This window comes from Lacrimispora brassicae (assembly GCF_054772055.1).
In genome coordinates this window covers 214,304-239,727 of record NZ_BRYH01000049.1, presented here as the reverse complement: position 1 = coordinate 239,727, position 25,424 = coordinate 214,304, and the positions used below count along the sequence as shown (strand labels likewise).

Annotated in this window: 20 protein-coding genes; all 20 read right to left on the bottom strand. The window is 47.2% G+C overall.

What is annotated here, in order from left to right; genetic code table 11:
• Positions 1 to 18: 18 nt before the first annotated feature.
• Positions 19 to 1,269, bottom strand: coding sequence for an HlyC/CorC family transporter (locus ACYVD3_RS23435; RefSeq protein WP_460644916.1), 1,251 nt, complete (start codon positions 1,267 to 1,269; stop codon positions 19 to 21).
• Between the two features lie 219 nt (positions 1,270 to 1,488).
• Positions 1,489 to 1,956, bottom strand: coding sequence for a signal peptidase II (locus ACYVD3_RS23430; RefSeq protein WP_460644915.1), 468 nt, complete (start codon positions 1,954 to 1,956; stop codon positions 1,489 to 1,491).
• Between the two features lie 75 nt (positions 1,957 to 2,031).
• The gene (gene clpX / locus ACYVD3_RS23425) at positions 2,032 to 3,435 is read right to left on the bottom strand and encodes an ATP-dependent Clp protease ATP-binding subunit ClpX (protein WP_460644956.1); all 1,404 of its coding nucleotides are present in this window, start codon (positions 3,433 to 3,435) and stop codon (positions 2,032 to 2,034) included.
• A 147-nt stretch (positions 3,436 to 3,582) separates the two neighbouring features.
• The gene (locus ACYVD3_RS23420; RefSeq protein ID WP_460644914.1) at positions 3,583 to 4,002 is read right to left on the bottom strand and encodes a DUF3788 family protein; all 420 of its coding nucleotides are present in this window, start codon (positions 4,000 to 4,002) and stop codon (positions 3,583 to 3,585) included.
• A 161-nt stretch (positions 4,003 to 4,163) separates the two neighbouring features.
• Entirely contained in the window at positions 4,164 to 4,589 is a 426-nt protein-coding gene (locus ACYVD3_RS23415) for a flavodoxin (protein ID WP_460644913.1), read from the bottom strand.
• 37 nt (positions 4,590 to 4,626) lie between these two features.
• The gene (locus ACYVD3_RS23410; RefSeq protein ID WP_460644912.1) at positions 4,627 to 5,178 is read right to left on the bottom strand and encodes a DUF3793 family protein; all 552 of its coding nucleotides are present in this window, start codon (positions 5,176 to 5,178) and stop codon (positions 4,627 to 4,629) included.
• A gap of 10 nt (positions 5,179 to 5,188) precedes the next feature.
• Entirely contained in the window at positions 5,189 to 5,470 is a 282-nt protein-coding gene (locus ACYVD3_RS23405) for a DUF2325 domain-containing protein (RefSeq protein ID WP_024293426.1), read from the bottom strand.
• A 182-nt stretch (positions 5,471 to 5,652) separates the two neighbouring features.
• On the bottom strand, positions 5,653 to 6,633 hold the full coding sequence (locus tag ACYVD3_RS23400) for a helix-turn-helix transcriptional regulator (RefSeq protein WP_460644911.1): 981 nt from the start codon (positions 6,631 to 6,633) through the stop codon (positions 5,653 to 5,655).
• A gap of 458 nt (positions 6,634 to 7,091) precedes the next feature.
• Positions 7,092 to 8,681 carry an NAD(P)H-dependent oxidoreductase gene (locus ACYVD3_RS23395; protein ID WP_460644910.1) on the bottom strand — a complete coding sequence of 530 codons (1,590 nt, stop codon included), beginning with the start codon at positions 8,679 to 8,681 and terminating at the stop codon, positions 7,092 to 7,094.
• A 1-nt stretch (position 8,682) separates the two neighbouring features.
• Positions 8,683 to 9,237 carry a PadR family transcriptional regulator gene (locus ACYVD3_RS23390; protein WP_460644909.1) on the bottom strand — a complete coding sequence of 185 codons (555 nt, stop codon included), beginning with the start codon at positions 9,235 to 9,237 and terminating at the stop codon, positions 8,683 to 8,685.
• 563 nt (positions 9,238 to 9,800) lie between these two features.
• On the bottom strand, positions 9,801 to 11,276 hold the full coding sequence (locus ACYVD3_RS23385; RefSeq protein WP_460644908.1) for a S1C family serine protease: 1,476 nt from the start codon (positions 11,274 to 11,276) through the stop codon (positions 9,801 to 9,803).
• A gap of 181 nt (positions 11,277 to 11,457) precedes the next feature.
• Entirely contained in the window at positions 11,458 to 13,707 is a 2,250-nt protein-coding gene (locus ACYVD3_RS23380) for an LCP family protein (RefSeq protein ID WP_460644907.1), read from the bottom strand.
• A gap of 37 nt (positions 13,708 to 13,744) precedes the next feature.
• The gene (locus ACYVD3_RS23375) at positions 13,745 to 15,163 is read right to left on the bottom strand and encodes an undecaprenyl-phosphate glucose phosphotransferase (protein WP_460644906.1); all 1,419 of its coding nucleotides are present in this window, start codon (positions 15,161 to 15,163) and stop codon (positions 13,745 to 13,747) included.
• Positions 15,164 to 15,261: 98 nt separating this feature from the next.
• Entirely contained in the window at positions 15,262 to 16,251 is a 990-nt protein-coding gene (locus ACYVD3_RS23370; protein WP_460644905.1) for a glycosyltransferase family 2 protein, read from the bottom strand.
• A gap of 1 nt (position 16,252) precedes the next feature.
• Positions 16,253 to 18,445 (bottom strand): glycosyltransferase family 2 protein, encoded by a 2,193-nt coding sequence (locus ACYVD3_RS23365; RefSeq protein WP_460644904.1) that lies wholly within the window; start codon positions 18,443 to 18,445, stop codon positions 16,253 to 16,255.
• Positions 18,442 to 19,449 (bottom strand): glycosyltransferase family 2 protein, encoded by a 1,008-nt coding sequence (locus tag ACYVD3_RS23360; protein WP_460644903.1) that lies wholly within the window; start codon positions 19,447 to 19,449, stop codon positions 18,442 to 18,444. Before ACYVD3_RS23360 ends, ACYVD3_RS23365 begins: the two co-directional genes overlap by 4 nt.
• 4 nt (positions 19,450 to 19,453) lie before the next feature.
• Positions 19,454 to 20,521, bottom strand: coding sequence for a zinc-binding dehydrogenase (locus ACYVD3_RS23355; protein ID WP_460644902.1), 1,068 nt, complete (start codon positions 20,519 to 20,521; stop codon positions 19,454 to 19,456).
• Positions 20,522 to 20,530: 9 nt separating this feature from the next.
• The gene (locus ACYVD3_RS23350) at positions 20,531 to 21,724 is read right to left on the bottom strand and encodes a class I SAM-dependent methyltransferase (protein ID WP_460644901.1); all 1,194 of its coding nucleotides are present in this window, start codon (positions 21,722 to 21,724) and stop codon (positions 20,531 to 20,533) included.
• A gap of 131 nt (positions 21,725 to 21,855) precedes the next feature.
• A complete protein-coding gene (locus tag ACYVD3_RS23345) occupies positions 21,856 to 22,794 on the bottom strand; it encodes an NAD-dependent epimerase/dehydratase family protein (protein WP_460644900.1) in 939 nt (312 codons plus the stop codon).
• Positions 22,795 to 22,918: 124 nt separating this feature from the next.
• Positions 22,919 to 24,853, bottom strand: a complete 1,935-nt coding sequence (locus ACYVD3_RS23340; RefSeq protein WP_460644899.1) for a thiamine pyrophosphate-binding protein — start codon at positions 24,851 to 24,853, stop codon at positions 22,919 to 22,921.
• Between the last annotated feature and the right edge of the window lie 571 nt (positions 24,854 to 25,424).

Sequence of the window (25,424 nt, the reverse complement as noted above, 5' to 3'; positions counted from 1 at the left end):
CGCCTGTTAAGGAAAGACCTAGTGAGGCAAATACATCCGCACCGTACCGATCCTGTTTTTGTCCAGGGCCTCCACAACAAGGCGGATTCCGCTATAGACAACCTCTTCCCCCTGCTCCGGAAGCCGGTCAAGCTGTCCGATGATCAGGCCGCCGATAGAATCATAATCCTCAGATTCCAGTTCCAGATCCAGCCGGTCATTTAAATCATCAAGTTTCATAGAGCCTTCTACCAGATATTCAAAGGGCGCTACCTCTACCAGCTCATTTTCTTCATCCTCGTCATACTCATCCCTGATCTCTCCAACGATTTCTTCCAGTAAATCCTCCAGAGTTATCATTCCTGCCGTTGCCCCGTATTCATCCAGAACGATGACAACATTATTGCATGTCTGGCGCATCTCCAACATAAGCTCAGCAGTCTTTTTATACTCGTATGTATAGAGAGGCTCTCTTAAAAAATTCCTGACCTGAAAGTCATCCGTCCTGTCAACCAGAAGCAGATCCTTCATGTTGATGATTCCGATCACATTGTCACTGGTTTCCTCATATACCGGAATCCTGGTGTACATTTCCTGCCGGAAAATATCGATCAGCTCATCATAGGCGGCATTTACCTCCACCAGGGTCATGTCAATGCGGGGGATCATAATGTCCCGTGCCACAGAATCGCCAAAATCAAACACATTATTAATTATTTTTCTTTCTTCCGACTCAATCACGCCTTCCTCGTGGCTCACATCCACGATGGTCCGCAGCTCATCCTCTGTAATTGCATCCTGCTTCCGGTTGGGATTCACATGAATAAAGCGCAAAAAGCCTGAAGAAAGTATCTGAATGATATAAATGACCGGAGTCATGACGATCATAAAACCATAGATTATTTTCGCATATTTTAAAGATATTGTCTCGGAATACAAGGTAGAAATGGTTTTCGGGGAAATTTCGCCGAATACCAGAATGACCAGAGTAAGGACACCGGTTCCAATGCCTATGGCCTTACTGCCCCAAATGCTCATGACCAGGGTGGTGGACATGGAAGAAGCAGTTAAGTTTACCACATTGTTACCGACCAGAATTGCGCTGAGCATCTTACCCTGGTTCTCTAAAATCTTAATCAGCGTAGCCGCATTCTTATTGCCTGCTTCCGCTAAATTCCGGACTCTGATCTTGTTCACCGTAGTAAGGGCAGTCTCAGCCGATGAGAAAAATGCCGACAATCCAACTAAAAAAACCAACGTAAGCAACTGTATATAGTCACTCGAATCCAAAAAAATCAACTCCTGTTTTTTATATTTTGCACACTAATGAATCAAGCGGATATGTTTGCATATTCAGTTGACGCCCCATGAAGCGGGGCACACGGTGTCCGGTGAAGCAGGACACGCGGTTCACAAACTCAAGGTTAAAAGATGTTTTTCTTTCAACTTTGTCATTGATTCTACAATAGAAAAGCGGCAATGTCAAGAAGACAGCCGCTTTTTTCCCTTTCACCGCTCTTTAAAGGCCTTTATTATTTCTATAATAAGCATAATTCCCGCTCCCAGAAAGATAAATATATCCCCCAGATTAAATACTACCTTTTTAAGCCTTCCATACTGAATGCTGAAATAATCCACCACATAATGACGGACCAGCCTGTCATACAGATTGCTGACCGCGCCTCCCAGGGCAACGGACAGGGCCAGTTTTTCCCAAACATTCCCCTTTTTCTGAAGAAGGCATACCAGCATTCCACTGATAAAGGACGCCACTGCAAGGGGGATCATCTGCACCATGGACCGGTGATCCTTAAAATAGCCGAAGGAAAAACCGGCATTATGATTCTTATGCAGCAAAATCTTTCCGCCGCTTCCCTCCAGTTCCTTGGGAAATCCGGCTTCTTCCTGATCCTCAATGGCACTTTTTATAAGAAGATCCAGGGAAGCTAATAATACGATGATACTGATAAATACCATGACCCACACTCCTTCCGTCCTTATTATCTCCACACTTTTGTGCTTTTTATCCTTTGCCCAGGAATTTCCGTTTCATCAGCACCTCATCTGAATGAGCGGGCCGCCGTTTTTATCCAGGTAAGCTCTTGTAATAACTACGGATCCGATGTTGGGGTCCTTGGGAACCTCATACATAATATCAAGCATGAAATTTTCTATGATGGCTCTTAACGCCCTTGCTCCGGTCTTTTTCTTAAGAGCTTCTTCTGCGATCCATTCCAATGCCTCATCCTCAAATACAAGCTTCACCTCATCAAGCTCCAAAAGCTTTTTATACTGCTTTAAAATGGCATTCTTGGGTTCCTTTAAAACCCGGACCAGCAGGTCCTTATCCAAGGACTCCAGGGTCACCGTAATGGGCAGACGGCCTAGAAATTCCGGGATCATGCCAAATTTTCGTAAATCCTCATTTGCCACATGAGACAGGATATTTGGATCCTTCTCATACCGGTCCTTTAATTCTGCGGAAAAGCCAATGGACGATTTCTCCTTCAGCCGCTCCTTTATAATATCTTCCATATCCGGGAACGCTCCACCGCAGATAAAGAGGATATTCTCTGTGCTGACCGAAGTCATTGGAGTGAGGGCATTCTTCTGGTTAGAGCCTACAGGAACCTCCACCGAACTTCCCTCTAAAAGCTTTAAAAGCTCCTGCTGGACAGACTCCCCGCTTACATCTCTGCTGCTGGTGCTCTTCTTTTTTGCGATCTTATCGATCTCGTCAATGAAGATAATGCCCCGTTCCGCCTTGTCCACGTCATTGTCAGCCGCTGCCAGCAGCTTGGAAACCACGCTCTCTATATCATCGCCAATGTAACCGGCCTCTGTAAGGGAGGTAGCGTCGGCAATGGCAAGGGGAACATCAAGAAGCCTGGCCAGGGTCTTTACCAGGTAAGTCTTCCCGCTTCCCGTAGGGCCGATCATTAAAATGTTGGATTTTTCAATCTGCACATTCTCTTCTTCATCTTTCTTTTTAGAATCCGTTAAATAAACCCTTTTATAATGATTATAAACCGCTACAGAAATCACCTTTTTTGCCTGCTCCTGGCCGATCACGTATTCGTCCAGCTTCCGCCTGATGACATGAGGCGCCGGGATATCCTTTAGGTTCAGCTCCTGCCCCGGCTCCTTTTCAGCTCTTTTCTTTACCCTCTGCTTATTGGGTATTTCAAGGTCCTTTTTGTTGATACTGCCAAGATCGCTGAGATTCAAATTCATATAAGGCATATTCTGAATCTTTGTTATATCAAATCCGCCCTGAGTTACGGAATCAAATGCCTTCTGCATACAGTCATGGCACAGATTCATACCGCCTGGCATAGAAACCATAGGCCCTGTCACATTCTCCGGCCTGCGGCAGACATAGCAGATTTTTTCATACTCATCTTCCTCTTTTTTCTTTTTGCCGGCGTCAGAGCCGCCGGCAACTGTATCTTCCATCTTTTCCTCAGGAAAATCCTTCTCGTTCAAGCTGTAATCTCCTTCTATCTGTAATTATGCACCGATACCAGATTATTATAAAGCATTTAAAAGGCTGTTACAAGTGCGGACCGGCAATTTAGATTTTTTTAATGAGTCAGGCTGCTGCTAATTATTCAATTTAATTTTGACTAATGTTTCAATGAGGCCTTGTTCTTCTTCCCTTTTCACATCTATCATAAAGGAACGTCCCTCTGCGTAGCACTGGGCTTCTTTTATAATATTTATGAGGTTTTCGGGAATATCCGCCTTTTCTGCTTCTTTGAGGACCTTTTCCCCATATACAAAGCCGGCTTTAAAATACCCTTCCTGGGGAATCAGATACATAGCGGTACGCTTCCTGCTTTTTATAACAAAGGACCAGCCGGCCTGTTTGCTGTAAAATTTCCATTCATAACTCATATCCTGATAAGTATCTTCCATAGATTTAATAATATTATCCCAAACCAGCTTCTTATCTTCTAAAACTTCTCCTAAATTTTTATCACAGGGCATTTCTTCCTTTTTTCCAAATACACTTAATGCCATACCATCCCCTCCTCATAATTCCGGCCTGTAAACATAAATCCATTATAGCAAATCCATACACGAAAAAATAGCACGGAATATTGAAAGGACAAATATTCCGTGCTATGAGATCAATTCTGAATTATCCCACAATCTGGGACCGTCTGAAACTGCTTTCCTATTTATTCCGCCAGTGCCGCACCAAGGGCTTTGCAGGCTGCTACAGCCTCATCGTCAGGCGCTTCATTACAGATCACGCTGTCACAGGCAAGTTCCAAACCAGCGCCTTTGCAAGTCTCTTCCCATGTACGCATCCATTCGCCGTCACCCCAGCCATAGGAACCAAACAGCGCGATCTTTTTTCCGCCAAGCTTTGACTGGCAGGCAGAAAACATAGGTTCAAATTCATCTTCCTCCAAAACTTCCCCTCCCATGGCAGGACAGCCAAAAGCAATTGCATCCAGGGAATCAATTGTGGAAGCATCAAATTCAGAGGGGGTGAGCATGACGGCATCTGCGCCCTTTTCCTTTGCTCCCTCCACCACGGCTGCTGCCATTGCCTCGGTATTTCCAGTTCCGCTCCAATAAACTACTGCAATTTTACTCATGATGTATAACCAACCTTTCCTAATCAAACATTCTATATCAAACGGCCACGGTAAGCCGTTCAACAGCGATTCCTTTTGACCACTGGGCAAAATAAGCTTCAGTGCATTTTTTATACCGGCTAAAGGTCTTTTTTGCCTTTTCCTCATCGCCGTAAACCTTCCAGCAGCCGATGCATTTGCAGTGACAGGCCCTGTTTTCGATGAACCCCTGAACATCCTCCGGCGGATAGCCAAGAAACAAACCGATTTCATGAGGAAATCCGGAGCAGGTGCGCAGCCTGTTTACCAACTGGACCACACAGCGCTGGGGATTTTCAAAGGAATATCCGTATTGTTTCAGCAAAGATGAGGCATATCCATCTTCCAGATCCCTTCTTAAGCAGCTTGGACGATAAAGATAGATCAAAGCCCTCTGTTTGAAGTAACGCAGAGGCAAAACCCGGACCCCTTTTGGTGCAAGGATGCGGTTCAGCCGCCTCACCTCATTATGTATCTCTTCCTTTGACTGGTAAGGACAGGAAAACATATTTCCGGTTTTTATTCCAGCCAATGTGGGAGCACAGTGCCGGATCAGCAGTTCTTCTGACATGTTGTCCCTCCTATACGGCATGTTCTCTCAGGATGTTTTTCAGGGCTGACATTGAGCTGGAGTGAGAACGGGCGATTATGGTATCCAGCCCTTTTGTTTCACTCAAAGCACAACGCACCATTTTATGTGACATGGTGCTGGTAAAAAGCACCAGCAAATCCGGTCTGCCGATTTTATTTTTCAGCCCACCTTTTATCTCTGTAAAGACTTTTGCACAGCAGCTATATTCCTGACATAGTTCTTTGTATTGCCGAACCATGCATTCGTTTCCTCCAACGATCACCACGCTCATGGGATTACCTCCAATCCTTCAGTTAGTTCAAGCTAACTTTATGTTAAAGTGAATGCGCCTCCAGGGCGCTGTCAATGATTGTTTCTTATTTTACACAAAAAGCGAGGCCGCCTCCACTCCAAAAGGAAAGAAGAAGGCTCCAAACGGGCATTTTGTCCCAATGAGCCATTGCCTTCCGGCCTTTACTTATCAGCCCAGACTTGTTCTTCTTCCTTTGTATTTCTGTATTCGTTGGGTGTCATGCCCATGACATTCCGGAAAGCTCCCGCAAATTTGCTGCCGTTGTCATAGCCATACATCCCCGCGATCTCCAGTACAGAGCGGTCTGTCTGGCGCAGGATCAGGGCCGCCGCCTGCATTTTCTGTTCCCTGATGTAAGAATAAACGGAAACGCCGTAAACTCCCTTAAAACTGTTCTTAAGGGCTGTCTGGGAAACGTGGAAAATATCTGCCAGCTCAGAAATTGTCACCCGGTGGTCCATGTGTTCCGCCAGATACTGGCACACACTCTTGGCAAGGCCAACCTGTGACTTTGTGAAGCAGCGCTTTTCCATCAGGTCTTCACTTAGATCCATGCCGCTTAAGAACAGCAGAAGTTCCAGTATCTTGACTTTGAAATAACCCTTTTTTATGCTGTCAGGTACGGCATACAGTTCTGAAAAAATGTGCTCAAGGCAGGGCTTTGACCGGGCAACAAAGCATTTGTCCCCACTGCAGAATTTTTCCATCAGGACGCAGGGCCGTACATTTACATCATCCAGAAAACAGGACATACACGCAGGCGCTCTGTCAATGTCAATGACGATTGCTATCCCATGATAATGGTTTAAAGGAAAACAGGAGTCGTGACCTGCGGCGCCCTTTTTACTCACTGCAAGATCGCCCTGGGTGAGATAAAAAAAATCCTCCCGGTACCCGCACTCTATGCGCCCTTCCCGGCAGTGATTGATCTCCATCACGTTTCCAAGAACTCCATAGTCAATGGAACATCTTCCTATATGTACGTCGTTGTAAACCAACTGGATTCCTGGAAACACCTGATAACTGGTTACCACCATATCTCCGCTTCCATCGGCAATGCGGTAAATCACGCAGTCGCTTAAACGGGAAACAACCTGCACATGTTCACCGTATATTTCTTTTTCCTGCTGTGTCGCGCTCATAATTTCATACCCTGAGAAACACTTCCCATTCCTTAATTATTACCTTCCGCTTTACTTCATGTATATCATAAATTCGATTTATATAGGAAATCAGACATCAGGCTCCCCACTTTATGTATTCCATTGGCAGAAGGGAACCAATGGGCCAAAGCATATAGTTAGCACTAGCTAACTGTATGTTACAATACCTGCCGCTGTCCTGTTTGTCAAGCACTTTTTTTAACAGCCGTCCTTTAGAATGGGAGTTACTGCCTATTTACCTGCCGGTTATCATAAAGCAGCTTGAAGCTAAAACCTGAATTAGCATTCCTCCAATAAAGATTTTTACAAAAATCCCAGCTGCTTCTCACAGAGCCAAAGGATTGCCGATGAATTGTAATTAATCTTTATTGGAGGATGACCGGAACAGCCATATCAAAGGATGGAACTTTTCTTTTCCTTGGCCGCTGCACCTGCTCTTATCCTCTTGCGTATCGTGCCGGATACCATTTCTGGAACCATACCGTAAAAATACCCATCAACGCAGGTAAAACAGAATTGATTAAACCTGTGTAAGCTGAAAAACCAGTACCCAGCAAAATGTATGTCCAAATGGGCGTGACAAGATATAGTCCCCCCCATGCGGCGGTCAATATGCGGTTTGTACTGATAAAAAGCGGATTTGCAAAGGCGATTTCTTCTCCGTAGCCCGCCGCGCTGTAAAAAGCGGTCAGCGGTATTTTAGGAAATGCGCCGATCAGCCACATAAGCCCAAATATCAAATAACTGCCGGTAAGAATAAGCCTTACATCCATGCCTAGTAAAACCGCCAGAGAAAGCCACGCCACCATCGGAACGCTGATCTGCTCATAAACAACCGGCCGGAACTTTCGCCATAACAACGGAACGCACGTTGCCGTGATAATCCCCAACACTCCGCCGACAGTGGGATTTATGGCGATTGCCGTCCAGATTACAATCCATGGTACAAGAAGCAGCTTCATGTTGGTTTTATGCTGAGGGGATCCATTTGCAGGCTTTGGGGGAACGTATGTGCCGAACAGTTCATCCCATTTGAGCATCAGGCTAAAATCACCGAGGACTTTATAAAGCCGCTGAAACAGCGCATCCTGCCCGGAAATTTCGCCCCGGGAAATGGAACGCCAGACCGGGTACGGAGTTTCAATCCTTGTGGTATATGGTTTGAAACCGTCAGTGAGGATTTCAGACCCTTGCTTTGTCAGTAATATTTGATAGGTTTTATCGATGTCGGTATAATAAAATTCCAATACACGTTCTGTACCGTCCGGCCTATATAATGCCGCCATCTGCGTTGTAAAGTTAAGGCTGTCGTCTGCCAGGTTGCCCGACCCCTTATCTTTGGCAACACCCCAGGAAGCATCCGCCATTTTTTCAAACACATCCCGGGGATATAGGGGCTTTGCAAGCTCCGCCTGTGTTCCTGCACGAATCCCTCCTGCAGCATATTCTGCCCCTGCTCCGCGGACAAGTTCCAAATATGGATCCGTACGGCTTTTCAGTTCCGGCACACGAAACAACTCTCCCTGGCCGCAAAGGATTGCGGCATAGTTACCCTTTCCGCAAAAGTGGTCAAACATGGGGATCACGGCGTCATAGTTATCTTTTGCCGCCCAAAAGCCACAAGTGGAAATAATAATATGTTTTTGATGGGTTAAATCATAGCGCGGCGGATGCTCTCCGCTCTCCGTCCCCTCCGCCATAAACGGCAGGTTAAGGGGAAGCTGTCGGTCGATGAGGTTTTTCAATCCGCCGGGAACGCCAAAGTAATACAGCGGAAAAGACCAAATGACAACATCGGCGGCAATCATCTTGTCTAGAATTTCACCCATTCCATCGTTTATGACACACTTTCCCGGTGTCTTATTCCAACAGGCGAAGCAGCCCAGACAGCCCTTTACGTTGGCTGCAGCCACATCTATAATTTCTGTGTCCGCCCAATCAGTCCCATCCAAAAAAGCACGGGTAAGGCACATTGTATTACTATGTTCATTTTTAGGAGAACCGTTCAAAACCAAGACCTTCATCATTTCACCTCTCCTCTAAAATTGCGATTGCTTTATCCGCCCAGGTAAGTCCTGCATGGAAAAATGCGTCCCCGTAAAGCGCAGCTATTTTCCAGTATTTTGATTTTTCATCATCGCTAACAACCGCCTCATATTCAGCGATCGCATCATGGGCAGCGTTCATTCCTTTACTGCTTTCCAGACATTTTTCCCGATATGCGCGAAGCAATTCCAGTGATTGTTCGGTACTGGTTTCTCCAGCAAAAAATACGCGCATGAGAAACGCACTCCTGACACGCATTGCATCGGCAATATCTGATTCAGGCAAGGACAGCCAATTGCTAAGTTCTGCTTTTCCCTTATCTGTTATGGCATATACTCTCTTGTTCGGTTTCTCGCTTTGAATAATGCGCTCGCTGGTCAGCCAGCCCCAGCATTCCATGGCATCCAGCTCCCGGTAAATCTGGCTGTTCTTTGCCTGCCAGAAAAACGAAAGAGAATCCTTAAACGCCTTATCCAGTTCATAGCCCGTCATAGAGCCGTAATTCAAGAGTCCTAACAGACCATACTTGAGTGACATACTAATACCTCCACGGTTATATATTCAACAAGTTGATTATATAACATTGTGAGTATAATATCAAGCTTAACTTGTGTTTTTCTCCATCCTGGACAATTCCAGTACTTTATCCTGCACTATGATTGACAGAGATTAAAAATTACCACCCCCAAGGACAGGAAACAGGAAACGTGGTACAGGGCGCAAGAATAAGGCAGCAAAGCAGGCTATTATACGAGTTTTAGAATATTACAAGCAGGGGGGTTCTCAATCCTACATTGCCAAAACTGACATTCACGTTCCAAATCGATAAACTGCTCTTAACCTGCTGCCATAAAGTTTCGGTGGAAAGGGCCGTAACAAAAGAAGATCAACTAACAGAAACAAAGCCTGATAAAATCCACACATACCGTGTGGGTTCTATCAGGCTTTATATTTTTCTCTGAAAAGAGGCGTGACCATGGTTTTTCGTTTTTCCAGCGAGACCACTTCCTGCCGCTTGCAGCAGGGCAAGCGATACTTTATAACTTTTCATCTGTCTGCTTAACAGGAGGGGTCCAATCATTGGACCTGGGTACTTTCACTTAACCCTGCTGCGGAACCTCTGACGGTCTCTTGCCAAGGGTAATATCTACATTTCTTTCCACGTACTGTCCGTTTTCAAGAGACTGGACAGTAAGAGTCACGGTAGTTCCTCCTTCATAATATTTAAGCATGTTGGTCAAATCATCATAGGTTTTAATACCCTGGCCGTCGAACTTGGTAATAATATCCTTTTCCTGCAGATCAGATTTGGAAGCAGCGCCGCCTTCCACGATCTTATAGATAAACACGCCCTGAGGCATGCCAAGCTGCTGGCTTGTGGTTCCATCGATATTCTTACACTGGATTCCCAGATATCCCTGGTTTTCATCAGTCACCTGAGTCCTGGTCTTTCTGGTCATCAGGGTGTCAATGATATTCTGGGCCTTGGAAATGGGGATGGCATAGCCCATACCCTCTACCTCTGTGGAAGAATACTTGGCGGAATTGATGCCCACCACCTCGCCACGCATATTTAATAAGGCGCCGCCGCTGTTGCCAGGATTAATGGCTGCATCGGTCTGAAGGAGATCCCGGCTGGTTCCATCCTCAGTCTGGACGGAGCGGTCAAGAGCGCTGACATAACCAACGGTAACGGACTGTCCGTAGCCAAGAGCATTGCCGATGGCAACCACTCCCTGGCCTACCTTCAGGCTATCGGAATTTCCAAGGGAGGCAATGGCAATCTTTGACAATGTGTCGGAAGAAATACCTTTCAGGGAAACTGCGATCACTGCCAGGTCGCTGTCCGCGTCCGTTCCCTTAATGGAAGCATCTACGGCTTCCTGATCAATAAAGGTGACCTTCAGTTCCTCCGCTCCCTGGACAACGTGGTTATTGGTCACGATCAACAGTTCATCATCGTTTTTTCCCACGATGATACCGGAACCGCTGCCTACCCCTTCCCTCTGCATGGGACCGAACCAGGTCTGGCTTTCGTAAATCATCTTGCTGGTAATGGCAACTACGGAGGGCATGGCTTTGTCCACGATGGTTGATACATCGTTGGCGGCAGTAATGCTTGAGGTATTGGCCGCCTGGACTCCTTCTGCATTAGTGGACGAAGGAATGGTTTCTGCCTGGCTGATTTCCAGGCCATTCTTATTTCCGTAAGCTCCGGCCGCCCAGTTGATTCCCACCATGGTGCTTCCGGCAACCACTCCAAAGATAAGAGCTCCTCCTACAAGGCCGGCTGCCTTCTTTGCAAAGCCGCCTTTCTTCTTAGGCCTTGCTTCTTCCTGGAACACACTTTGTTCCGCTGCCCTGTGATACTGGTATTCCTGGTAATGAGGAATATTCTGCTGTGCTTCGTAAGAGCTTTGAGTTTCGGTCTGACTGCCGCTTTCAGCCTCCTGGGGACTGGAGTCTTCCAAATCCGGATCACTCATAGTAAAATTTGTGGTAACTGCTTCTTCTTTATGCTCTTCAGGATTCATACGGCCTGTGTCAATGTCTTTGTTTTCATTCTCGTCATACATAAGATCTATCTCCTTTCATGTATACCTTTTATTTCTTTTGATAATCAGAGTTTATCAATGAAATGTGACCATTTTGTGATAAAACTATATTGAATATGTGAAAATAAAAAAATCCCCGCAGCAACGGCCTTTTCTATCATCAAGGCCCTGTCTGCGGGGTGTTTTTCTATCATCTGCCTGATTAATTGCCGGTTGGCGGTGCAGAAACCACCGGTACTTCCGAGCCCGGGTTGGCGGCTCCATTGGAAGGTTGGGATGAGGTTGTCTCTCCCGGTCCGCCCGGGCCTGCCGAGGTGGTCTGAGGAGCTGTTGTCTCCTCAGCCGCCGTTGTTGTCTGACCGTTTCCCGGTCCATGAGAGCCTGTAGTCGTCTCTGCCGCACTGGTGGTAGGCGAAGGCTTTGTTTCTCCTGGCTTGGTTGCTCCAGTGGTTGTTTCTGAAGGCCTTGACTCCCCTGGCCTGGTTTCCTTTGTCTCGCCCGTACTACTTTCCGAGGAATCCGTAGGCTTTACAGGCTTTCCGTTTTCATCTGTGGCTCCTGTTCCTCCCTGGGAGGAAGATTCCTCTGCTTCGGTGCTCTTTTCCGGTTTCGTGGCTTCCGTGGTCTTCTTTGTATTATCATCATCGTCTTTGGTAGCTTTGGTTCCAGTGGATCCCTGTTTATACATGCCGGAATCAGCAGCTATTTTAGCGCTTATTTTCTTTACCATGTCTGATGGTTCATAATCTTCCTTATCAAAAAGAAGCTTATGGAGTTCAGATACATTGGTCTCCAGAGTTTGGGGAATTACACAGTCCCCTCTTTTTCCTATGGTCATATCACCACGGGTAAAGGGAAAGCCCCCGGTCTGGCCGATATGGTACTTGCTTATATCCAGAAGCAGTTCTGTAAAATCACTAAAGGTAAGGTTTGATCCTATCTGATCCACTTCCATCAATAAGATTCTGTTAAGCAGTCCAAGGTCCGCTTTCTTTGCTTTTTCAAAGGTTTTTTGAATCACAAGACGCTGACGCTCTGTTCTTGCAAAGTCGGTATCCATTTTTCTCAGTCTGGCATAGGCCACTGCCTGAATCCCATCCAGATGATTCATTCCGGCAGATTTCAAATGGACCGACGGCACTCCTGTCTTCTCCACTGTCTCTGTAATAAAGGAGTTGATGTAACGGAATTCCGCTTTGGTGATATCAATGTCCACCCCACCCAGCATATTGATCCCGTCAGCAACGGATTTCCAGTTAAAAGTAACGTATTCGCTGATATCCAGATCCAGATTCTTATTAAGGGCAGCCAGGGCCTGAGCGGCTCCTCCTGTAGCATAGGCTGCGTTTATTTTGTTATAGGTATTTCCATTTCCCGTATTCATATATGTATCACGGAACACGGATACCAGTCTGATCTCTCCGGTATCTCTGTTGATATTGCAGATCATGATAACGTCGGCATTGGTTCCCTTATTCACATTGCCATCCCGGCTGTCAACACCGAATACGGCAATGGTGCGGTAACCTGTCATATGCTTTTTCTGTTCCGGAGACATGATCTCATTACGCACCTGGTTTTCATTGAAATTATCGGGCCTTTGAATGGCTCCCATAAGCCTGGCCACATACGCATAGGCAAAAATGCCTGCCAGTGTAACGATCTCCAAAATTACCATAACAATGATACGGCGGACTTTTCTTTTCTTTTCAGCCTGTGCTGCAGACCGGCTGGCAGCCAAACTTTTTTCCTGCCCCGCCACTCTCTGCTGCTGCCTTATGTTCCCATCTCCAATGACAATCTGGCCTCTTGATGCGCCCTGGCCATTTCCTGAAGCAGCACGGCTTCCCGCGGTTCCCTGACCATTTCCTGAGACACTACGGCTTCCCGCGGTTCCCTGACCGTTTCCTGAGACACTACGGCTTCCCGCGGTCCCCTGGCTGTTTCCTGAGACACTACGGCTTCCCGCTGTGCTCTGGCCATTTCCTGAGACACTTCGGCTTCCTGCTGTGCTCTGGCCATTTCCTGAAACACCACGGCTTCCCGCGGTTCCCTGGCTGTTTCCTGAGACGCTCCGGCCTCCGGCTGTTCCCTGACTATCTCCTGAACCAGCACGGCCTCCGGCTGTTCCCCGGTTTTTACTTGGACCGACTTCCGATGAGGTCTGACCCCTAAAGGCTGCCCGGCCGCTTCCGGAGGCAGACTGGGGACGGTCAGTGCTCCTGGCCCTTTCTCCGGCTCTGCTTTGCCCTCCGGCCGTATCACCAGCCTTTTTCATGATATCATTCCGGATTGCCCCCTGATCTGTACTGCCGTATTTTTTCTCCTGATAATCCTCATAATCATCATCCAGGTAGTAATCTTCATCAGACGGATCTGGTTTTGAATTGAAACCGCGCTTTCTCTTTCTAATATCCTCGCGGCCTGCTTCATCATCAAATTCATTTCTCATTTATTTAACCTCATCTTAATCGTGTCGTATCCAAATATCAGTACGCATTTTTATTAATAAACCCTTTAAATATGGTAAGGAATAAGATCTTAAAATCAAATCCCAGGGTCCAGTTTTCGATGTAATACAAATCGTGTTCGATCCTCTTTGTAATGGAAGTATCGCCCCGGTAGCCATTCACCTGAGCCCAGCCGGTGATTCCGGGACGGACCTGGTGCTTGATCATATAACGGGGGATCTCCTCTTTAAATTTCTCAACAAAGAGAGGCCTTTCCGGTCTTGGTCCCACCAGACTCATGTCTCCCCGAAGAACATTGATAAACTGAGGCATTTCATCAATGCTTGTCTTTCTGATAAAGCGTCCCACAGGCGTCACACGGGAATCATGAGGAGTCGTCCATTTTGCCTTTTCCTCAGAGGTCGTCTGTACCACCATGGAACGGAATTTATACATATGAAACGGCCTGTTATGAAGGCCTACCCTCTCCTGTTTGTAAATCAGCGGTCCCGGAGCAGTAAGCTTTATGAGAACCGTAGCTATGAGCATGACAGGAGAAAATAAAATCAGAGCAACAGAAGCTCCTAAAATGTCCACCAGCCGTTTTACCAGGGCATTCACCGTATCCGTAAGAGGCACCCGGCGGATGTTGACTACCGGCAGACCCTGCAGATCCTCAATAAAGGGCCTTGTGGGTATCATGTTATTATAGTCCGGTATAAACTTGGTATGGACGCCTGATTTTTCACAGGAAGCCACGATTCCTTCCAGATTGGCATATTCGTTAATGCTTAAGGTAATGGCGATTTCATCAAGGGAATTTAGGGCAAGAATCTCATCTAAGTCACGAACCTTTCCGATGACATTGATCCCCTTGTATCCGGTTCCCCATTCCTTTGTGTCGTCAAGGATTCCCTTGACTTGATAGCCCCATTCAGGATTCACCCGAACCCGGTCTATAAAGCTTTCCGCCGCACGGCTGTAGCCGATCAGAAGGATGTGCTTCTGATTGTAGCCCTTGGAACGCATGGAGCGGAGCGTAGAACGAAGCAGGTTCCGCACGACCGTTTCCAGGACAATGTTGAAGATACAGAAGTAAAATACCATCCTGGTAGAGAACTCACGGAAATAAGGGTTCTTCTTTACCAGAAACAGAATCAGGGTAAAGAGCAGAACTCCCAAAAGATTGGCCTTGCAGATATTGGCAAACTCATACCGCCTCTCCTGGACTCTCTTCGGCGCATACAAATGGAAGATGCCGTAAAGCAGCAAATAGATGGGCAATATGATAAGAAGCGCTGCAAAATAGTATTGAGGCCTCAATACCTGCTTATAAGGGCTGAACAACCGATTTCCCAGCAAAAGAAGCAGCCATGCCAATACATAAGATAATACAATGACCAGTCCATCCAGCACTACGTGAAACCCGTTTAATTTTTTCTGATTATCCTTAATCATAGCAGTAAAACCTTCCATCCGTGCATTGCACCATACTTCTCCACCATAATTCCCGTTTATTATACATGATATGTCAATATGATGCCATTAAATTATTCTTAAAATGAACTGAAAATTTTTAACTTTCTTCGTAAAAATTCCCATATATAGAGGAACGTGCCAAAGATCAGTTCCCCTTCGATCCGAAAATAGCTGCCAAGATGGGCCATCCGAAACCCTACCTTCCTGGTATTCTTCGCCGTCCTTACCCCCTCTTTCAACCCTTCCACATAGTCGGAGGCAAAACCGATCTTCCGGAAAAACAGGTATTTCACAAAGATTCCGGCTAAAATAGGAAGTAAGTTCACCAAAAGCTGTAAAGCCGGCATGTTCTTATAATTTAAATAAACATTGTTCCTGGCCGCCAGCCGGACCTTAAAAGAGTTATACTTGGATCCGCTGGTTCCGCTGCCTACGTGATAAACAACGGCTGTCGGGCAGTACAGGTTTTCATATCCATAGATCTTTGCCCTGTACCCCACATCAATGTCTTCCAGATAGGCAAAATGGGCCTCGTCAAAGCCGCCGATTTCTTCAAACACTTCCCGCCTGTAAATAGCGGCGCCTGCACAGGCCGCAAACACGCTGCGGGCCTTTTTATAGCCCTTGCTGCTCTGTCCCACACCCCTTTGATAGGCCCAGCCTAAAATGCTGTACATATCTCCTGCATCATCCATAAGATCCTTATGGTAAAGCTGGATCATTTTGCTGCTGACGGAGAATATCTTAGGCGACCGGTCCATGGCCCTTACCAGTTCCTTTACATAATCAGGTTCCGGCTCCGTGTCATTGTTTAACAAAATGACATAAGGCGTTTTGGCCTGGCGTATCCCCACATTCACTGCCCCGGAAAATCCTGTGTTTTCCCCCAGGAAAACAGAAGGGAGGTTTTTCTCCTTTAACCATTCCACACTTCCATCTGTGGAACCGTTATCCACCACAAGAAGCTCAAAGTTCTTATCACTCTGAGCTTCCAGGGCCTTAAAACAAGGTTCCATAAATTTCAATCCGTTATAATTTGGAATAATAACCGTTACTTTTTTCTCCATCTCACACCTCAAGTTGATAAGGTTCCCCGATTTTTTCCTTTCGAAGGTCCCGCAGAGCAAAATTGGATTTACGCAGGGTTAAGTTAGGGTTGTAATAAGGATCCCCTTCCCTTAAGATATCCGGCCACTTCTGGGAAAACTTTTTAATCTCCTGATTAAAACGGGCCACTTTCTCCGGCGTATCCTCAAGCCCTCTTGATTTTGACTCGTAATGATAGAACAGGGCATAGGGAGCGTAAACCACCAGTTTATTTAAGGATCGTATCTTCATGCAGTAATCAATATCGTTAAAGGCAACGGCAAGGTCTTCGGAAAAACCTCCTGCCTTCTCAAACAGAGACTTTTTGCTCATCATACAGGCAGCCGTTACAGCGCTGTAATCCCGGGCGCACATGGCCTGGTTAAAGTAGCTGCTTTCCGCCTTGTGAAGCCCGATAAAGGTATGCCCGGCAATGCCGCCGAAGCCGACCACCACACCAGCATGCTGAATGGTGTCATCGGCATAAAGAAGCCTGGCCCCCACAATGCCCACATCATCTCTCTGGCAGAAGCCTAACATCTCATGGAGGCTTTCCGGACTGATCATTTCCGTATCATTATTTAAAAATAGGAGATATTCGCCCTTTGCATGGGCAACGCCGAAGTTGTTGATGGCGGAGTAATTGAATTCCCGTTCCCACTTAACCACGTGGATGAAATCAAACTCTTTCTGGATCCTGTCATAATAGGCAAAGGTTTCTGGATCAATGCTGTTGTTCTCCACAACAATGAATTCCAGGTTTTGATAGGTAGACTTCTCTATGATGGTGCGCACACATAAATCTAAGTCAGCACTGTGATCCTTGTTGGGAATGATGACGGAAACCAAAGGCTCTCCTGTGATTTCAAAGGTGGTATGATAGATTCCGTAATCAATGCCCTTTTCCACGGACAGGGCCGGGGTGCCTACCCGTTCATAATGGGCCTTAATGGCCATTGCTCCTGCCTCAAAGGCATATAATTTGCTCTCAGGATTGCTTGAAGTGGAATTCTGATGGCAGCGCCAATGATACAGAGCCTTGGGAATATGGTATATCCTTCTGGCTTTTTCCGTACAGCGGAAAATGAAATCATAATCCTGGGCTCCGTCGTATTCCTCCCGAAAGCCTCCCACCTCCAGAAGCAGTTCATGGTTCACCACAAACAAATGGCAGATATAATTAACGCTTGTTAAAAGATCCGGGTTAAAGTCCGGCTTAAAATGAGGTTCAAATAATTCTCCTCCGTCAATGTCAAGCTTGTCCTCGTCAGTATAAACCACATCTATTTCCGGATCAGAATCAATTGCTTTAACACACTCGAACAACGCATCAGGCGCAAGAGTGTCATCATGGTCTGCCAGGACGATAAAATCTCCCTTGGCCATTTCAATGGCAGCATTGGTATTTCCTGCGATCCCCTTATTCTCTCCCAGAATCACATAACGGATCCGTTCATCCTTTATGGCATAGCGTTTTAATACCCGTTCCACGCCCTCTCCCTTTGGGCTTCCGTCTGCGATGCACACTTCCCAGTTCCCATAGGTCTGGGCCAGCAGGGAATCCAGCATGGCCGACAAATAGCGCTCCGGAGTTTTATAAGCAGGGATTACCACGGACATTTTAGGCATATATTCAAAAGCTGCCTTTCTCTGGGCTTCCAGCTCCTCATCCGTGGTTTTCGTAAGAGCATACCATTCCGGATAATCATAATCGCTGTCAATTCCCTGAAGCTTATGTCTGGATTTTAATACAAAAGCCTTAAAACCGTTTTCCTTCCAGAAATCCACGGCGGACTGAAAGGTCTGCACATTCATCATGCTTTTTAACTTTGCACTTTTTTTATGGGCAGAGCTGTTCTGTTTTTCGATGATCTGGGCATTTAGTTTCACTCTGGCTGTTTTTCCGTCGCACCGGATCACCAGGATCCGGTCCTCATTTTTCTCCCGGACATAGGGGATCCGGATATCAAACCCTAAATCCCTGTCAAAAGCTTTCTTAAAGTATATCTGGCAAACATCATCTCTGCGGACCGGGACATACTTGAATTCCACGTTTTTTTCCTGTCCGTCCAAAACCTGGAACTCTGCTTCCGACTGGAGGCTCTTTCCAATGACCCAGCCGTTTAATACGATTGAGTTTTCACGGATTCTTGCTACATCTATCTTATATTTCATCGCTGATCCCAATCCTCCATGGATGCCGTCATTAAAAGTATCCCTTCTTCTGATCTGTTTTCTGTTTTTTCCGCAAAATTGATTCTCTCTTCCTCAATCACAAGAGGGCGCTTCATGACGCGGGCATTGATGGACAGAACGTATTCTCCCACAAGGCCTATAAAAAAGATCTGTACGGAGCCAAGAAAGCACATGCCGATCAAAAGAGGAGCCATGCCGGCCGGAAAACGGTCCCAATACACCAGCTTCATCACCAGATAAACAAGGGCTACCATCATGCTGGCAAAAGAACAGATGCTTCCAAATATGGTGGCAAGACGAAGTCCTACCTTAGTATAAGAAGTAACGCTTAACATGGCAGCATCATAGAGGCGGTAAAAATTGTTGCTGGTCTTCCCTGCACGCCTTTTAGGCTGTTCGTATGGGATCTCCCTGCGCCTGAAACCAAGCTCCGCCACAATTCCCCGAAGGAAGGGGGTCGGATCGTCTAAGTCTTTAAGAACCCTTATAAATTGTTCATCATATAAACCAAAACCGGTAAAATGCTCGATCTGCTCCACATCGGAAAGCCTCTTAATGGTCTTATAATAGCAGGTTCTCAGCCAGTACATAAGCTTATTCTCTTTGCTGGACTTCTTGATCCCAATGACGATTTTATAGCCCTTTTCCCATTCCTTCACATACCTGGGGATCATTTCCACCGGGTCCTGAAAATCCGCAGCCATAAGAATGGTACAGTCTCCTGTTGACTGGAGCATGCCATAATAAGGGGAATTGAACTGTCCGAAATTCTTGGCGTTAAAAATCCCTTTTACCTTCTTATCCTGAGAACACATACCCCGGAGGATCTCCCTGGTGCGGTCCTTGGAATCATTATCAATAAAAATCAGTTCATAGCTGTAATCTGGCAAATCACTTTTAAATATATGGTCAATCGCCTGGTACATGTCATTTACGTTCTCTTCTTCATTATAACAGGGGATGACGATGCTAATTGTTTTCATATGTTCACTTCCAATCTATCCGAACCATCACTTTAATTAAATCTTCCGGTTTTTCTTTCATAAGCTGTAAAGCTGTCTCTACCTGATCCAGGCCATAAAGGCGGTGAGTTACCAGCTTTTCCGGATTGATCCTTCCATACTGGACCATTTTTAAGAGGCGTTCCATTCGCACTCTGCCGCCCTTTGCAAGCTCTGTGTGGATGGTCTTTCCTGCCATGCCCCGTCCTCCGGAAAACTTGGGAAAGGGCAGGTTTCCGGTCCCGCCATAATAATTCACATTGGAAATGGTTCCGATCCCATACCTGGCCATATCTACCGCCTGGGCAAAGACCTCATCCCCGCCTCCGCAGATGATGACACTGTCAGCCCCTAAGCCGGCTGTCCGTTCCATGACCTGATCCGTCACATTGCCATCCTTATAGCTTAAGACCTCTGTGGCTCCAAATTCCTTGGCAAGCGTTACACAAATGGGCCTGCTGCCAACTGCCAGGATCCTTGCGGCGCCCAGAAGGCGTGCTCCTTCCACCGCCATCAGCCCAATAGGGCCGATCCCCAGGACCACTACGGTATCTCCGATTTTAATATCCGCAGATTCCGCCCCGGTAAAGCCCGTGGTAACCACATCCACGCACATAAGGGCCTGTTCTAAGGTGATTCCCTCAGGGATTTTAGCCAAAGTGGTATCCGCATCCGGGATTAGAAATTTCTCTGCAAACACTCCAGGTGCCGACCTTCCAAGCTGATGGCCGGAAAATGGAGCGGATGCGTGTTTAAAATTCCCTTCCTGGATACCTAAGGCTCTCCAGTCCGGAGTGATGGCAGGAACCACTACCACATCCCCGGCCGCAAAATCGCAGACCAGTTCTCCTGTTTCCAGGACCTCTGCCACGCATTCATGCCCCAGGATCAGATTGGGCGCCTTCCGGGATCCTCCGCCATATACCGTATGGACATCGGAGGAACAGGGAGTCACCGCCATTGGGCGAAGAATTGCCCCATAAGGAGTTACAGTCGGTTCGGGTGCATCATACCAGCCGACCTTACCAGGTTCGATCAAAACAAAAGCTTTCATATGTTTTACTTATATCCTTTCCAAATGATTGGATTTTAACGCCAGAATCTCCACATTCTGGCCAAATTTTTCCTGTATGATTCCTGCGATCTCATCTGTATAGCCCGGAGCCACGATCAAAATGGCATCTACCGGGTCATTATGATAATGATCCGGGGGTACAATGGGAAGATGAGAGGCAGGGGCGTATTTTCCCTGCTTAAAGGGAGCGGAATCTATGATATATCTTGCAAACCGGCCCATGGCCGTGGTAGACGCCAGGGTAAATCCCTGATGGCTGGCTCCCCATAGGCCTAAGCTTTTTCCCCGGCTCTTAAGTTCCTCTGCCAGCTCCTCCATCTCCCTGCCAATGGTATCCAGGCTTTCTTTAAGTCCGGATATGTCCACAACTGACGGCTGACCGCCGGTTTCCTGCTGACCACCCGTCTGCTTCCTTTTCCTTACAATGACAGAAAGGGTATCCCGGTTCACCATTTCTTCCTCCAACACCTCAAACCCGGCCTTTTCCACCACATAGCCCAGAGTCTCAAAGGTATAATAGGCCAAATGGTCCCGGATCAGTTCGTAATACCCATCATACTGCAGGATATATTCCAGGCTTGGGACCGTAATTAAGCCCACACCTTCCTCTGATAAGTTGTCCGCAATACACCGGAGCATTCCCACCGGATCCGGCTGGTGCTCAAGAAAATTAAAGGACAAAAACCCGTCATAGGGGCCGCTTGCGCTGCCGTCATCCGGTGCAAGGACTTCTCCCTCCTCCGCAAACTGCTTCCAGACCGTAAGGCCCTTTTCCCTGGCAAGCTGAACCAGGCATTCCCTGTTTTCCATGCCATAGGCCTTTACCGGAAACTCTGACAGCACAGAAAGAAACTCTCCCTGACCGCATCCGGCCTCGATCAGTTTCTTCCCTTCCAGATGATATGCTTCAATAAAATGCCGGTACTGACTTCTTCTTAAGTTCACCATGGTGGTGGTAAATCCGCCGGACCGGATCACGTCCTTGTAGTATGCCACTGGTTCACAGTCAAACTGCACCAGGCCGCAGGTCTCACACTGATGGAGAGAAAGGGAAACCCCATGCTCCTCCTTCAGTTCTTCTCCCACCGGAATATCCTGCGCCGAAGCAGGCATATCTTCAAGAGTCATCAATGGTTTCTCCCCAAGAAGCCTGCCGCACACAATACAAATCTTATCTCTCATACCACAAAAATTCCTCCATGTCAATATTTTTGTATCCTAATGAATCAAGAGGATATGGCTGCATATCCAGTTGATGCCCCATGAAGGGGGGCACACGGTTCATAAACTCAAGGCTGAAAGACGCTTTTCTTTCAACCTTCAGCCTTATAAGTCTTCCTGATCCCCTCTTTAAAACTCACAAGGGGCTGCCATCCGATTGTATTTTCCAGCTTTTTTATGTCAGGAAGAAGATTTGCCGGTCCCTCTGCATTGGGCGCCCTTCTCCCGAAGCTATAGCTTCCGTGAAAGCCCGAAACCTCATACATGGTCCGGATGTATTCCCTTAATGGACGGTTTTCTCTTTCCGGACCCGCCACATTATAAATTCCGGAAACTGATTCTCTCTCCTGTTCCATCAAAAGTATCAGCGCCCGGATGCAATCGTCAAGAAATAAGAAATTCCACATTTGCGTGCACTCTCCCAGGGAAATATACTCTCCTGTGCCAAATGCCTTAAGGCAGCTTTCCACCAGGGACCAGGGATGGTCTCCGGGCCCGTACACGCTGAATATCCTGGAATGAATGTATTCCATTTCTGAAACGCCTGTTTTTCTCCAGTTCTCCGTCAGGGACCTTGCCCTTTCTAAAAATTCCAGCTTGGCCCTGCCATATTCGGAAACAGGTCTGCACTCTGTCTCCTCTGTCATGGCTTCTTTATGGATTCCGTATTCCGCCTGGGAACCACTGAAAAGAAAGCGCTTGCAGCCAAGGTGTCTGGCTCCTTCCAAAGCCTTTAAGGAATCCTCCACGTTCTTCTGCTGCACCTCTCGTTTCATCCGGTTCTCACTCCCTGAGCCATCCCAGCCAAAATGGTAAAATGCCTGACATGGTTCATGGATCACCTGGGAAAGCTCGTGAAGCTCTTCTAAATTCCGCTGGATCCGGACAAGGCCCTGCCGCTCCGCTCCAAGGCTTCCCATATTCCCGGAACCGGGCCGGACCACCGCAAATACCTGATTTTTCTCCTTTAAAAGCCGGTCAACCAACGCTCTCCCAAGAAAGCTGGTGGCCCCTGTTACAACAACGTTCAACGTATTTCCTCTCCTTGTTGGTTTTTATTTCTGCAGGCAATGAGCCAGGCGCAGGAATACTTCCATTCCTACATCCGGTGAGTGCTGCAAGGGTCACATGCCCCGAGGCATACTGCGGGGTGTGTTATTCGCTGATCCGGGGGATGATCATATTCCGGTCCATCTCCTCATCAGAAAGGAATGGAGATAAGTCCTCTAAGGGCGGTGAAATAAGGGTTCCGTCAGGCAGGCGCTTTGCAGAGGATTTTGGCTCAAAATTCTGGTCTCTGGTTACAAAAACCTCGCAGACCACAGGTCCCTCTGTTTTCAGTGCCGTCTCAATGGTATCTTCAAGCTGGCTGTTATGATGGACACAGACATAAGGATACCCGTAAGCGGCCGAAAGCTTTTCCATATCCGGGAAGCTTAAATCCCGGCTATCCTCCCCGATTCCCACCAAAGGCTCTCCAAAGAAATTCTTCTGGGTCTGGCGAATGGAATGGTATCCGCCGTTATTGATCAGGAAAATCTTCACAGGCATACGGTGATGGATGATGGTCTGCAGCTCCTGTAAGTTCATCTGGATGCTGCCGTCACCTGTTACCAGGATGATATCCTCTCCCGACGCTGCTATACAGGCTCCGATGGCTGCCGGAAGATCATAGCCCATGGAAGCAACGGCTGAATTGGACAGGAATCGCTGCCCTTTCTTAATAATATAGGCATGTCCTCCCACAACACAGGCGGAGCCGTTTCCCACCACGGTGATCCGGTTTTCAGGAAGACGCTGGCTTAGCTCATTTATGAGGGCATAAACATTGACTTCTTCATTCTCTCTACTGCTGTAATGCTTTGGAAGCACCACCGGGTAGGTTTCCTTCCACATCCGGCATGTTTCATTCCAGGTCATGGCATCAAGACCCTTTCCCTGGTCAAACAGGGGGTGTTCAGGAGATGCTTTATATTCTGAATCCAGAAGCTCCTCTAGAGCCGTCAGAAGATCCTTTACATTGGCGTGAACCGCCATGTCCGCATGAATGGAAGGCTTCTTTAACTCTTCAGGGTCGATATCATTGACGATCACATAGGCCTCCCTGGCCCATGTGGTATAATTGTATCCCACCTGCCGGATGCTTAAGCGGCTTCCAAGGGAAAGGACCAGGTCGCTGTTTTGAATGGCAAAATTCCCTGCACGGTCTCCCATTCCGCCGCCTCGTCCTGTGTAAAGAGGATGCTCATCCTCAATACAGTCCTGGCTGTTCCAGCCGGTGACCACGGGAATCCCCAGCTTGTCCACCACCCTCCGGAACACCTCATGGGCCTGTCCGATGCGGATCCCGTTGCCTGCATTGATTACCGGACGGGAGGAGGATTTTATTTTTTCCAAAATGGCCCTGGCAATATCCGCTGATACTTTTTCCGGAAGTATCTGGCGTTTTTCTCCGTAGCCGGCCTCATCTTCTTTTATTTTTGCTTCATTATTATTGGTCCAGCCGTCTCCGCCCTGCTCATAGTTCTCTGGTGAAAAACCGGTTAAATCCTCTGTCTCAATATAGGCTCCCTGGACATTTAAGGGAATGTCCAGCCAGGAGGGGCCGGGACGGCCGGATAAGGCCAGGTAAATGGCTTTTTCCAGAGAGTAGCGGATTCTCATGGGGTCGGTCACCATCTCGCTGTATTTTGTCATACAGTCAATGGCCTTTGTTATATCAAATTCCTGGTCTCCCATGGCTCTGATTCCGACACCTGACCATCTGGCCGTTGTGTCATAACGCACCTGACCGGATAAAATCAACATGGGAATGGAATCCAGAAAACCTCCAAGCACTCCTGTGATGGCATTGGTCCCGCCGGGGCCCGTAGTTACACAGACAGCGGCAATGCGGTCCTTTATTCTGGCATAGGCTTCCGCTGCAATGGCGCAGGCCTGCTCATGATGGTTATATAAGCAGTGCATTCCCTCCTGATGCCCCAGGGCATCGTTTAAATGCATGGCTCCTCCGCCTGTAACGGTAAACACCTGTGTAATCCCGGAATCCACCAGTTTCTGGGAGATATAATTGGATACTTTCATTCTCATGGATCGTTTCTCCTTCCCTCTTTCCTGCCATGTTTTACTGGGCATAGTTGTATAACTGTATGGTCGTTCCTCTTGTATGTGCATGCTTTGGGCATGGTGGTATAACTGTATGGAGTTTCTTTTGTATGCGTATGGTTTGGTCGTAGTCGTATACCTGTAGGGAGTTTCTCTTGCAGGCGTATGGTTTGGGCGTAGTCGTATACCTGTAGGGAGTTTCTCTTGCAGGCATATGGTTTGGGCGTAGTCGTATACCTGTAGGGAGTTTCTTTTGCTTGCACATGCTTTGGGCATAGCCATATACCTGTAAAGTTTTTGAGGAATGTTTATTATAGTCCGCAGTGCAGCTTGCAAATCCTGCGGCTTTGCAAGCTCACGGGCATTCGCCCTATGAATTAGGACACACAAAAATTTTCTTACGTGCGAGCACGACAAAAATTTTTCCGTGTCCTAATTCGCACTGCTCATTGCTTTCGTGAAGATTATACCACACCTCCCCCTCATTTTCCTATTAAAGTTTTCTTACTTTCTAAAAGCTTCCATTTTTCCTCAGAAATCCCTTGTTACGGAAGAT